This is a genomic window from Bartonella sp. AP11XZML, assembly GCF_042196445.1.
GTDB lineage: Bacteria > Pseudomonadota > Alphaproteobacteria > Rhizobiales > Rhizobiaceae > Bartonella.
Window position 1 is genome coordinate 1 of sequence record NZ_JBHIQF010000019.1, and the last position, 11,911, is coordinate 11,911.

Sequence of the window (11,911 nt, forward strand, 5' to 3'; positions counted from 1 at the left end):
ACTTTTATTTACGCGTCCCTCACTGTAAAAAATATATGGAAAATCAATAATTTATTTTGGATAAAAAAGAACATGGTGCCCCCAGAGAGACTCGAACTCCCGACCCCCTGATTACAAATCAGGTGCTCTACCAACTGAGCTATAAGGGCGTAACCATGTAGGAGGTAGCACAAACTAACAAAAAGGAAAACAGAAAATTATTAAATTTTATACATATTAAAAGAAAACTATATAAAAAATAACCAATTTATTTCCTTTTTTCCACTTTTTACAGCAAGGTTGGAACTATCCTTATGTTGATATCTTATAGAATCTTTTATAAGAATGCACCGTTTTGCTATCGAATTACGAATCTGAAGACTTTGATTGATGAGCAAGGTAATTTTCTAGCCAGTGAATATTATAATTACCATCAGCAACATCTTGATTATTAATAAGATCGCGAAAAAGAGGCAGTGTAGTTTTTATCCCATCGACGACAAATTCATCTAAAGCACGCCGTAAACGCATCATACATTCTAAACGGGTACGTCCATGAACAATCAGCTTTCCAATCATGCTATCATAGTAAGGAGGAATACGGTAACCTGAATAAGCGCCTGAATCAACACGAATCCCTAAACCTCCAGGTGTATGAAAATGTGTAATGGTTCCAGGTGATGGCGTAAAGTTAATAGGATCTTCTGCATTAATACGGCATTCAATGGCATGACCAGAAAAACAGACTTCATCTTGTGTCACTGAAAGTTTACAGCCTGATGCAATATGGATTTGTTCGTGGACTAAATCTATACCTGTAATTGCTTCAGTTACAGGATGCTCGACTTGTAAACGTGTATTCATTTCAATAAAATAAAATCTGCCATTTTCATAAAGAAATTCAATAGTACCAGCTCCACGATATCCAAGTTGGGCACAGGCATTTGCAACAATACTTCCAATTTTTTTCCGTTCAGTTTCATTAAGTGCAGGTGACGTAGCTTCTTCCCATACTTTTTGATGCCGTCGTTGAAGTGAACAATCGCGTTCTCCTAAATGAATAGCATTTCCCTTACCATCACCTATGACTTGAATTTCAATATGACGGGGTTTTTCTAAATATTTTTCTATGTAAACAGCGTCATCACCAAAAGCAGCTTTCGCTTCTGAACGCGTTGTTTTGAGAGCTATAGAAAATTCTTGTTCAGAATGAACGACTTTCATACCACGTCCACCACCACCGGCAGAAGCTTTTATAATAACTGGATAACCAATTTCACGAGCAGTGCGTAAAGCATCTGATTCTTCAGTGACGGCTCCATCTGAACCTGGAACTACAGGAATACCAAGTTTTTTGGCGGTTTTCTTTGCTTCGATTTTATCGCCCATGATTCGGATATGAGTAGCTGTTGGACCGATGAATGTAATATCATGGGCTTCTAGAACATCTGCAAATTTTGCATTTTCCGAAAGAAAGCCATAACCTGGATGAACAGCATCTGCTCCTGTAATTTCACAAGCAGCAATAATTTGCTGAATACTCAAATAAGAATCACGAGCGGGAGGAGGGCCAATACAAACACTTTCGTCAGCAAGACGAACATGCATTGCATCTGCATCAGCGGTAGAGTGAACAGCCACGGTTTTTATGCCAAGTTCTTTACATGCACGTAAAACACGAAGAGCAATTTCTCCTCGATTAGCAATGAGGATTTTTCGAATCATGGTTGCCCCTCGCTTTATTCAACAATAATAAGTGGTTCACCAAATTCAACAGGTTGACCATCTTTGACAAGAACAGTGGTTACCGTACCTGAGCGCGGTGATGAAATTTGATTCATTGTTTTCATGGCTTCAATAATAAGTAATGTCTCCCCTTCAGAAACATTTTGTCCTACTTCTACAAAAGATTGTGCGCCTGGTGAGGGTGCAAGATAGGCTGTTCCAACCATTGGAGAGGTTATTGTGTTTTTTGATTTATCTTCTTGGATAGATTGTATAGGAGATTCAGCTGTTGGAACTGGAGAAGATGTTACAGAAAAAGTAGGAGTAGAAACAGGAGCATAGATTGCTTGCTCAGAAGAAATTAAGGTATTTTGGCGTGAGACACAAATACGAAGCTCCCCTTGTTCAACTTCAATGTTCGTTAAATTTGTATCATTCAAAATTTCAGCAAGATCACGAATAATTTTCGTATCAATTGCGGTTTTTGCCGAATCCATTTTTTTTGTTGTCATTTTATTTCTAACTCCTTGATCAATGAAGATCGTCATTATCTCATTTTATGACCGAATATCTCTAGATTAGGGATGACATCTTTTGAGGCTTTAAAGATTTTTATTTCCTTTAAATTATTATACTTTGCAATTTAAAACTCGTATCTGCTTTACGCAAAATTGCACTTATAAGCCTGTTGTCAAAAAAGAGAAAGCATAAAATTACCTCATTTACAGTATTCTTTCTAAAATGGATCAGGAATTCACTGTGTATTGTCTATCGCTTGTTTTAGAATATCTTGTTTGGCTGCGCCAATGAATATTTTATTACCAATGATGTAAGAAGGTGTTCCCGTAATATGAAGTGTAGAGGCAATTTGAATATTTTCTTTAAAAGCGTTTTGCAGAGTGGGATCTTTTATTGCATTACGTAGTTTTTTTTCATCTGCTCCTAATGAAACAGCTACTTTAATAGCTTTAGCTTCATTTGCACGACCCTGATACATTAAAAGCGTTTTGTGAAACTGAGGATATTTCTCTGGAAATTGTTTTCGAAATGCGTAGGCAACAGTATGGGCTGCCATAGAATCAGAGCTTAAAATTGGTAAATCCTTGATAATAACCTTTAAATCTGGATATTCTTTTATCAAGTCTTCTATATTTGAATAGGAAATTTTACAATATCCACAGTTGTAATCAAAAAAATTGACAAGCACTCTTTTACCATTTGGGTTTCCCAAAACAGCGTCATGAGGAGAATGAAAAATTTCTTTTTCTAATAAATGAATGACAGAAGTTTGTTTTTGGTTTTCGTATTCATTCTGTTTTTCCAGCTTATCTTGAAGAATAAGCTGCATTTCAATCATAATTTCTGGATGAGTAAGAAGGTACTCTCTGACAATTTGTTGAATATGATGAGAATCAGTATGTGGTATCATTTTTTCTTTAAGCTTAGATAAAAAGCTAGAATCTTCCAAAAGTTGTGTTTTAAGCTTTTCTAAGCTTAAATTATTTGCTGTTTTTGAGTGTGATGTTGCGTTTGATAAAGAAGGTAAAAAGGTTAAAATACTCAACATAACTAAAATTTTTGAAAGAAGTGTTATTTTCGAGTTTTGAGAGTGATAATTCATTTGTATACCTTCACATTTTTTAGGGTGTCATTGAGTGAACTATATGAAAAGCGCTATCTATGTGCAATGAAGCATTTAGTTATAGTGTATCTTTAAGAATGAGAAAAAACATCAATTTTTCTCTAAAAAGATTTCATATGATGAACCTTGGCTTGGCAAGGATTATGTTTTGTAAAAGATAAAAAAATTCTCTTTAATTTGTCAAATGTTGTTTTGATGTATAAGGGTATCAAAAGCTTTTTGTGCGTGTTTATTTTAGGAAAAAGTACGTTGATAATACAATGAAGAACATTTGTATTATTTTTTTCTGTTGCTTTATTGAGTACTGAGAAACAAAATTAAATAATGAAAAGTGAAATTATGAAAACCACAACACATTATGATCTGTTTATCATTGGAGGAGGGATAAACGGCTGTGGATTGGCAAGAGATGCAGCAGGACGCGGATTTAAAGTGGGATTGGCTGAAATGAACGATCTTGCATCTGGGACCTCAAGTGCGTCAACAAAGCTTATTCATGGTGGGCTTCGTTATCTTGAACACTATGAGTTCAAACTTGTTCGTGAAGCATTGAAAGAACGCGAGATTATTTTACGTATGGCTCCACATATTGTGCGTCCTTTGCGTTTTCTCCTTCCTTATCATAAAGAATTGCGCCCTGCTTGGATGTTGCGTTTTGGACTTTTTATTTATGATTATTTAGGGAATTGGAATCAGAAATTGTGGCGCAGTAAAACGATTAATTTTTCACAAAAATTTTGCTCTACACTGAAGAAAGAATATCAGAGAGGTTTTGAATATTCTGATGCAAGAGTAGATGATGCGCGTTTAGTTATTGGCAATGCTCGTGATGCAGAAAAGTGGGGAGCTGATATAAAAGTACGAACAGAAGTTCTCTCTTTAAAAAAAGAAGACAATAAATGGCGTATATTTCTTCAAGACAAGTTAAGTAGCAAAGAATATAGTGTCACAGCTTCTTATATCGCGAATATGACAGGACCTTGGATTGATCATGTTTTGGCAAGCATATTAGATTGTAAAGAACATCCACCAGTACGGCTTGTTAGAGGTTCTCATATTTTGGTTCCCAAGCTTTATACTCATGATCGTGCTTATATTTTTCAAAATGGTGATGGGCGTATTATATTTGCTATTCCGTATCAAGAAGAGTTTACCTTGCTTGGAACAACAGATTGTAATTATCAAGGAGATCCGGCTGACGTTCATATTACTGATACAGAAATTGATTATATTTGTGCAGCAGCCAGTGAATATTTCATACAACCAGTGTTGCCTGAAACGATTGTCTGGTCTTACTCTGGAGTTCGTCCACTCTATGATGATGGAGCTTCAAAAGCACAAGAAATTACGCGCGATTATGTTTTTAAAGAAATGGGAACAGGAACGACACCAAAGATACTTAATCTTTATGGTGGAAAGATTACAACTTATCGTAAGTTGGCTGAAGATGCGATGAAATTTGTTGAAAAAGAGCTTGGTAAAAAGGGAGCATCATGGACGGCTAAGGCAGTACTTCCAGGGGGTGATTTTCCCTATAACAAATTAGATACAATCGAAAATAGGATTGCTCTTTTAATGCCAGATTTAGATGCTTTTACACATCGCAGGCTTGCACGCTCCTACGGTACGGAAGCATTGGTGATCTTTGCACATGGTAAGGCAAATAAAGGAAAAAATTTCGGACATGGGCTTTATGAAGTAGAAGTAAAATGGTTGATGGAAAAAGAATGGGCTAAAGTATGTGAAGATGTGTTATGGCGTCGTTCAAAACTGGGGCTCCTATTTAATGAACAAGAGGTTGATACTCTTTCTTCCTATATGCAAAGCCAACAAGAGATTGAACAACGTTTATGATCATTTCATTTTACAAATTGTATCTGCAATATTGTAAAATATTTTCCTTCGAGAGATACTGATATTAGTTATAGATATTAAAAAGGCAATGGTTGTCTGTACCCTGATTTTAGTTTTTTTTTGCAAGAATCACAAAATGGCAAAATTAGATAGAATATTTAAGATGAAATTTGTCTATCTTATAAAGTGAAATCTAAGAATATTACCAAAAAGAACTCATTGATAAAAAATGATTTATAATTAGATTCGTGTGAAATAAGGATTTTTGTTCTTTCTTTAGGAGAAGATAAAGATACTTTCTATAGCGTTTATTTGCACAATGAGTTAAAAAATCTAAAGAAAATTAAATCGAGCATGAAAAATTGTATAATGTGTTAGTTTAGCATTTATTATCTTAAATGCTGTGCTAAATCATGTAAGGATGGAGGCTTGATGAGCGTAAGAAGAACTTGTAAATGAGTTTTTTATATTATGGTGAAAATCTTCTTTTTTCATGTTTATATACCTGAACACTAATCTATGAGAAATGCGATATTGTGTTTTATCATGATTGATTGTCGTAAACTTTGATATCAATTGAAAATAATGAACTGTTATTATACTCATGATAGTATAAGAGAATAAAACTTTCTATAAACTAAAAGTAAGTATTTTTCTATGTATAAAGAGAGAGCTATAGGGACATGAGAGTAATACCCTCATGATATTTTACAACCTTCCATCGCCTATAAAATTTGCAGTAGCACCAATGTTGGACTGGACAGACCGACATTGCAGGTTTTTTTATCGTCTTTTAACGAAAAAAGCTCTCCTTTATACGGAAATGATGGTAGCAGATGCTGTCATTCATGGTGTTCGCGAACAATTGTTGGCTTTTAGCGACAAAGAACGTCCAGTTGCATTACAACTAGGGGGGGCTGATCCGAAAAAGTTAGCAGAAGCTGCACGAATTGCTGAGGATTTTGGCTACAACGAAATAAATCTTAATGTCGGGTGCCCATCAAATCGTGTTCAAGCAGGTGTCTTTGGGGCTTGTTTGATGCTACATCCAGACATTGTGGCAAATGCCGTGGAAGCGATGAAACGAGAGGTTACTATACCTGTAACTGTCAAATGTCGGATTGGAGTGGACGAACAAGATGAAGAGTTAGCGTTAGATCTTTTGGCTAATCAGGTTTGGAATGCTGGATGTGATGCGCTCTGGATACATGCACGCAAGGCATGGCTGCAAGGATTGAGTCCGAAAGAAAACCGTAATATTCCGCCCCTTAATTATGAAAGAGTTTACAAATTAAAACGTAAATATCCTCATAAATTCATTGGGATAAATGGTGGAATTAAATCGATTGATGAGATCAAAGAACACTTAACTTTCTGTGATGCTGTCATGGTTGGTCGCCAAGTTTATCATAATCCAGCTTTGTTAAAACATATTGATTTTGAACTCTATGGTGAGACGCAAAATAATCTGAGTGAGAGTGATCTTATTGAGGTTATGTGTGATTATGCAGCTCGACATATTGCATCGGGGGGGCGGCTTTCTCATGTGACACGTCACATGATTGGTTTATTTCATGGGCGGGGTGGGGCACGTCGATGGAGGCAAATATTATCAAATGATGCGACAAAACCAAATGCAGATATATGTATTTTAAAAGAAGCTTTTTATGCTCTCATTTAATAATAGCCTAATAATTAACATATATTAAAGTTGAGATCCTTTGCGTTTGGATGTCTTTGCTATAATTTTGATCTCTTCAATTTTATAAGTTTTTGAAAGTTTATAACTTTTATTATGCATAAGAATTGTTGGAATGTATATATTAAACGGCATGCTGATTATGCCTATTAAATAAAAATAGGTTAAGGGTATCACTGTAAAGGTAATCATAAGATATTAATAACATTTTGAATCTTGCACGTTTGTTATTAGGGTTGAAAATAGAATGTAGAAATTATTGCTTTCATAGTATTTAACATTTTTAAAGCACTGTTAAAAAAACAATAAATTATTCATATCCTGTATATATGACGGGATTTTCATAAACATTGTAGATTTTAAAAGGTATCCTTATGACCGCTAGTCCATTTGATGATTTTCGTGCTTTGCTTACAAATTTACCTGTTGCTGATGAGTTTTCTATAATTTTGGCAAAAAAACGGCAAAAAGACTTAACAAAAGAGCAAGGAACATTAGGAAAACTAGGAGATATTGCTGTTTGGTATGCGGGGTGGAGGGGTACAGAAAAACCTATCGTAACGAGACCTTTGGTCGCTATTTTTTCTGGAAATCATGGTATTGTAGAGGAGAATATTACACCATTTCCACAATCTATGACACAAAAAATGGTAGAAAATTTTGCCTCTGGTGGAGCTGCTATCAATCAAATTTGTATTGCTTATGATCTTGGATTAAAAATATTTGATTTAGCATTGGAATATCCAACAATGAATATTACGAAGGATGCCGCAATGGATGAGCGGAGTGCGGCTGCTACAATGGCATTTGGAATGGAATCCATTGCGGGTGGAACAGATCTTTTATGTATTGGAGAAATGGGAATTGGAAACACAGCAATAGCTTCAGCTTTATGCTTAGCATTGTTTGGAGGGGAAGTGGAAGAATGGACAGGAAATGCTATGGAATCAGAAGGTGATTTTTATCAGCGTAAAATTGCAGCGGTTAAGACAGCCATTTCTTTGCATAAGGATTATTTTAATGATCCTTTTGAGATAATGCGTCGCTTAGGAGGACGTGAAATTGCTGCTATGGTTGGTGCTATTTTAGCAGCAAGAATAGAAAAAATACCTGTTATTTTAGATGGTTTTGTGGCAACAGCAGCTGCAGCGGTCCTTTATAAAATGCATCCAAAAGCTCTTGATCATACCCTTGTTGGACATGTTTCTTCTGAGACAGCTCATCGTAAACTTTTAAAAAAAATTGGCAAAGAACCACTTCTAGATTTGGGGATGCGTCTTGGTGAAGGGACAGGAGCAGCTATGGCAGCTGGTATTGTCAAAGCTGCTGTTTTAACACATGCACAAATGGTCGTTTTTCAACAAGAAAGTTTGAATGCCTAAAAGATCATGAGACGGATATAAAAATCTTAAGAGTTTTGTTCATGCGTCTTGTCGTGTAATTTAATATAATTAAGTGGAAGTTCCGTTGTATATTTAATCTGTTCCATTGCGAAAGAAGATGAGACATCACGGATATCAATTTTAGAAATTAATTTTTTATAAAAAAGATCATAAGCTTCAATGTTGGGCACAACAACACGCAATAAATAGTCAATATCTCCACTCATTCGATAAAATTCAATGACTTCACGGAATTCTTGCACAATTTTTGAAAAACGCTTAAACCATTCATGACTATGTGTGTTTGTGCGAATAGACACAAAAACAGTGACGTGTGCGTTTACTTTTTCAGGAGAAAGAACAGCAACACGACGCTGAATGACGCCATCTTCTTCAAGTTTTTGAATTCTACGCCAGCAAGGAGTGGTCGAAAGTCCCACTTTTTTAGCAATATCAGCAACAGAAAGTGTCGCATTTTCTTGCAAAAGATGTAAAATTTTTCGGTCAAGACGGTCCATATTTATTCTCAATATTTTAATTTATAAAAATTTACGCACTAAACAACGCAGATATACAATAAGCTCATCATTAAACCATGGATTTTTCTGTAACCAAGAAGTATTTCGCCATGATGGATGAGGCAAAGGCATAACATTATAGCCTCGAGGTTGGGGAATGGAAAGAATATTTCTCCAATCACCAACAGTTGCAGAAACGGTTTTATATTTTAATTCTGTAATGTGCCACTTTTGCGCATAACTGCCAATAGCAAGAACAAGCTTTATTTGAGGCATCGCTTGAAATATCTTTTCATGCCATATTTCTCGACATTCACGTCTTGGTGGTAAATCAGCTTTATTTTTGTCATAGCCTGGAAAACAAAATCCCATAGGAACAATAGCAAAAAGAGATCTATTATAAAATTCTTCTTTCGTGACACCCAGCCAATTACGCAATTTTTCACCAGAGCGATCATTAAAAGGGATAGAAGTTTCATGGACACGCAACCCTGGTGCTTGGCCTGCAATTGCAATCGAAGCAGTATCGGATAAATAAACGACAGGGTTTGGCTCATGAGGAAGAGGAGGAAAATAATGGGGTTGTTGGACGCAAACACGACAGGAATAGATCTCTTTTTCAAGTTTGATAATTTGGCTACATTGTTTCATTGGTAAATAAAATTAAAAAATATTTTTCTTATTCTGTGCGAGGATTTGCTTTGCGCCATTCTTTTGGTCGTTGAAAACTTGATGCCCATATTCCTTTCTTTTTCTTTCTAGCTTCTTGCTCTTCTTTGGGGTATTCATAATGATTTACAGCCCAACCATTATGTACAAGTGTTGCGTTGATATTGCTAACTTGTTTTGTTTTACATGTTGCAAGAATACGGCGATATTTATCTGTTTTTTGCCAGTGACATGTAACAGTTTGATTTTTTAATAGTTTTTCTAAATATTTCTTTGCCTCAAGCCCACAAGGGTAGCGAGCTTCTTTTTTTCCACAAAATTGGTGGAGTTCAGGAGCATCAATTCCAGCTAGTCGAATCTTAATTGAAGAAATCATAATGGTATCGCCATCAATGATTAATGCATTTCCTTCAACAGAATTTTGAGAAGAAAATTTTTCTTTTTGAGGCAACCGCTGAGTTTTCTTAAAATAAGTTGACATAATGATAAGAATGCTAGCAGCGACAAAAATACTGAAACCGATTACTTTTAGATTAAAGCTTCTTAGATTAAAATGAGAAAAAGATTTTTTCATGAAATAAAGAAACTGCTAACATTATTATAACTCTATTTTAGTATTGTTTATAATTCACCCGAGAAACTTTATTCATATGACGAAACAATGTCTCGTTTTAATGACAAAATTTTCGTTAGATATCACAATAATCAAATACTCATACAGAATATATGTAAGTAACTTAAATAATAAATCAACTTATCCAAATCCGTACAAAACATACAAATTTTAAAGTAAACTTTTTAAACTTAAGGAAATAAAAAAACACACCTCAAAAAATAACTTTGAAGAGCAATACTTCCACATTTCTTTTGGAGTATAAAATCTATCAATTTAATAATAATTTTATTTATTTAATTTTTGTTTCTTTAAATTCAACGTGCTTTTTTACAACTGGATCATATTTACGCTTGCTCATTTTATCTGTCATTGTACGGCTGTTTTTCTTTGTTACATAGAAAAAACCAGTATCTGCAGTTGATAAAAGCTTGATCTTAATGGTTGCTGCTTTAGCCATAATGTAAGTACCCTATTTATACTGAAAAAATATTATTGCTGTCAAAACTTATTTCCGACATCATCAGATTTTCCGGCAACACTACGGATGTTCTCAAAAAAGTCAAGAGCTGATTAATTTTCTCATAAGTTGGACAAACACGAAAATGACATATAAACCGAAAAAAACAGCCATGGCTATTGAAAAACCAAAGGGTTTAAAGATATCCATGGATTTTCCGATAAAGGTCGGTCCGATGAGCATACCAATTCCATAACAAAAAATAAAAGCAGAATTAGCAGCAGCAAGCTCTTGCCCCTTGAGACGGGCTCCTAAATGTGCAAGACTAATTGTATAAAGGCTCGCTGATACACCACCCAGAAAAAACAAATCAAGCATCAGAATCCATGGATATTGAAGAATCCATGGTACTATAAAAGTTCCTATAAAACCTAGAATAGCGCAACTCATCAGCGGGTAGCGTCGATCTTTGGCGTAGTCGCTTATAATGCTGATAGGAATTAAGAGGAAAATATTCCCAAGTGCAAGGGTTGCCATAAAATGTGCTGCTTCATTCTCATTATAACCAATGGATAAACTAAAGGGTATTATAAGAGTTAATACGCCCATTTGAATGGCCCCGTAAACAAGGACCGCTATCATTGCACTTGGAACGTGAAAAAGATAACGAAAAAATGGCATATATTGATTTTTTTGAAATTCTGGACTTAATTTCCAAGCGGTAAGAATTGGTATAGTAGCAAGTATAATAAGGCTATATCCAACAGCAAAAGGAATAAATCCTTGTGTTCCCACTTTTGCTAGCAGCGTTAGACCTATTATAAACCCTAATCCTAAGACAATAGCATAAATAGAAAGGATAAAACCGCGTTTTTTGGGGGGAGCATAACTGTTGATCCAAAACTCTGACAGGATAAACATAACTGTCATGCTGAAATGTAATATAAACTTTAAAATAAACCAAACCCATATGGGATCAAAAAAATAGAATCCTAAAAAACTTAAAGATCCTATCGCCATCATAAGCAATATTGTTTGAGCGATTCCTAAGCATAAGGCAATTCGAGACGTAAAAATAGCTGCAATAATTGTGGCGATTCCACCAACTGTTCCACTATAGCCGATTGTACTGTTGGAAAGTCCTTTCTCTGCCATAAGAAGAGAGACAAGTTGTGTTCCCATTGCCAATGCTGTTCCAACAGTGCCAATGGTTGCAATAGCGGCAATAATTGCACGCAAAGAATTATTTTGAGAGTCAAAAGGTTTTTTTTTCATGAGAATGGCTTAAGGTACTCTTGTTTATTTAAACAATGAAAAGATGAGCTGAAATGAAAGGGAGCCAAAACTACCCTTTGCAGTTTCTCTCATTT

11 protein-coding genes and 1 tRNA gene are annotated in these 11,911 nt (G+C 35.2%); 3 read left to right on the plus strand and 9 right to left on the minus strand.

Annotated elements, in window-relative coordinates; genetic code table 11:
- Positions 1-73: 73 nt before the first annotated feature.
- From ACFIMG_RS01630 to ACFIMG_RS01645, 4 genes are all read right to left on the minus strand, one after another.
- Positions 74-149 (minus strand) — tRNA-Thr (locus ACFIMG_RS01630).
- Positions 150-345: 196 nt separating this feature from the next.
- The gene (accC, locus tag ACFIMG_RS01635) at positions 346-1,704 is read right to left on the minus strand and encodes an acetyl-CoA carboxylase biotin carboxylase subunit (RefSeq protein ID WP_375679063.1); all 1,359 of its coding nucleotides are present in this window, start codon (positions 1,702-1,704) and stop codon (positions 346-348) included.
- Positions 1,705-1,718: 14 nt separating this feature from the next.
- Positions 1,719-2,216, minus strand: coding sequence for an acetyl-CoA carboxylase biotin carboxyl carrier protein (gene accB, locus ACFIMG_RS01640; protein ID WP_375679064.1), 498 nt, complete (start codon positions 2,214-2,216; stop codon positions 1,719-1,721).
- Between the two features lie 242 nt (positions 2,217-2,458).
- The gene (locus tag ACFIMG_RS01645) at positions 2,459-3,325 is read right to left on the minus strand and encodes a DsbA family protein (protein WP_375679065.1); all 867 of its coding nucleotides are present in this window, start codon (positions 3,323-3,325) and stop codon (positions 2,459-2,461) included.
- A 345-nt stretch (positions 3,326-3,670) separates the two neighbouring features.
- Here ACFIMG_RS01645 and glpD point away from each other — a divergent pair, with 345 nt between their 5' ends.
- The 3 genes from glpD (at position 3,671) to cobT (ending at position 8,281) form a co-directional block, all read left to right on the plus strand.
- Positions 3,671-5,200: a glycerol-3-phosphate dehydrogenase gene (glpD, locus tag ACFIMG_RS01650; RefSeq protein WP_375679066.1), complete on the plus strand. Its 1,530-nt coding sequence runs from the start codon at positions 3,671-3,673 to the stop codon at positions 5,198-5,200.
- Between the two features lie 700 nt (positions 5,201-5,900).
- Complete coding sequence (gene dusA, locus ACFIMG_RS01655) at positions 5,901-6,881, plus strand: tRNA dihydrouridine(20/20a) synthase DusA (RefSeq protein WP_375674433.1); 981 nt, start codon at positions 5,901-5,903, stop codon at positions 6,879-6,881.
- A 392-nt stretch (positions 6,882-7,273) separates the two neighbouring features.
- Positions 7,274-8,281: a nicotinate-nucleotide--dimethylbenzimidazole phosphoribosyltransferase gene (gene cobT / locus ACFIMG_RS01660; RefSeq protein ID WP_375637612.1), complete on the plus strand. Its 1,008-nt coding sequence runs from the start codon at positions 7,274-7,276 to the stop codon at positions 8,279-8,281.
- Positions 8,282-8,307: 26 nt separating this feature from the next.
- On the opposite strand, the gene ACFIMG_RS01665 is transcribed toward cobT, so the two are convergent.
- The 5 genes from ACFIMG_RS01665 to ACFIMG_RS01685 form a co-directional block, all read right to left on the minus strand.
- Positions 8,308-8,799, minus strand: coding sequence for an Lrp/AsnC family transcriptional regulator (locus ACFIMG_RS01665; RefSeq protein WP_015856433.1), 492 nt, complete (start codon positions 8,797-8,799; stop codon positions 8,308-8,310).
- Between the two features lie 21 nt (positions 8,800-8,820).
- Entirely contained in the window at positions 8,821-9,450 is a 630-nt protein-coding gene (locus ACFIMG_RS01670) for a uracil-DNA glycosylase family protein (RefSeq protein ID WP_375637613.1), read from the minus strand.
- A gap of 28 nt (positions 9,451-9,478) precedes the next feature.
- The gene (locus ACFIMG_RS01675; protein WP_375679067.1) at positions 9,479-10,042 is read right to left on the minus strand and encodes a thermonuclease family protein; all 564 of its coding nucleotides are present in this window, start codon (positions 10,040-10,042) and stop codon (positions 9,479-9,481) included.
- A gap of 331 nt (positions 10,043-10,373) precedes the next feature.
- Entirely contained in the window at positions 10,374-10,541 is a 168-nt protein-coding gene (gene rpmG, locus ACFIMG_RS01680; protein WP_004864083.1) for a 50S ribosomal protein L33, read from the minus strand.
- 102 nt (positions 10,542-10,643) lie between these two features.
- The gene (locus ACFIMG_RS01685; protein ID WP_375679068.1) at positions 10,644-11,816 is read right to left on the minus strand and encodes an MFS transporter; all 1,173 of its coding nucleotides are present in this window, start codon (positions 11,814-11,816) and stop codon (positions 10,644-10,646) included.
- Between the last annotated feature and the right edge of the window lie 95 nt (positions 11,817-11,911).

Excerpts from the sequence above, each read along its gene's own strand:
- accC (WP_375679063.1), bottom strand. The coding sequence starts at position 1,704 with ATGATTCGAAAAATCCTCATTGCTAATCGAGGAGAAATTGCTCTTCGT.
- accB (WP_375679064.1), bottom strand. The coding sequence starts at position 2,216 with ATGACAACAAAAAAAATGGATTCGGCAAAAACCGCAATTGATACGAAA.
- ACFIMG_RS01645 (WP_375679065.1), bottom strand. The coding sequence starts at position 3,325 with ATGAATTATCACTCTCAAAACTCGAAAATAACACTTCTTTCAAAAATT.
- glpD (WP_375679066.1), top strand. The coding sequence starts at position 3,671 with ATGAAAAGTGAAATTATGAAAACCACAACACATTATGATCTGTTTATC.
- dusA (WP_375674433.1), top strand. The coding sequence starts at position 5,901 with ATGATATTTTACAACCTTCCATCGCCTATAAAATTTGCAGTAGCACCA.
- cobT (WP_375637612.1), top strand. The coding sequence starts at position 7,274 with ATGACCGCTAGTCCATTTGATGATTTTCGTGCTTTGCTTACAAATTTA.
- ACFIMG_RS01665 (WP_015856433.1), bottom strand. The coding sequence starts at position 8,799 with ATGGACCGTCTTGACCGAAAAATTTTACATCTTTTGCAAGAAAATGCG.
- ACFIMG_RS01670 (WP_375637613.1), bottom strand. The coding sequence starts at position 9,450 with ATGAAACAATGTAGCCAAATTATCAAACTTGAAAAAGAGATCTATTCC.
- ACFIMG_RS01675 (WP_375679067.1), bottom strand. The coding sequence starts at position 10,042 with ATGAAAAAATCTTTTTCTCATTTTAATCTAAGAAGCTTTAATCTAAAA.
- rpmG (WP_004864083.1), bottom strand. The coding sequence starts at position 10,541 with ATGGCTAAAGCAGCAACCATTAAGATCAAGCTTTTATCAACTGCAGAT.
- ACFIMG_RS01685 (WP_375679068.1), bottom strand. The coding sequence starts at position 11,816 with ATGAAAAAAAAACCTTTTGACTCTCAAAATAATTCTTTGCGTGCAATT.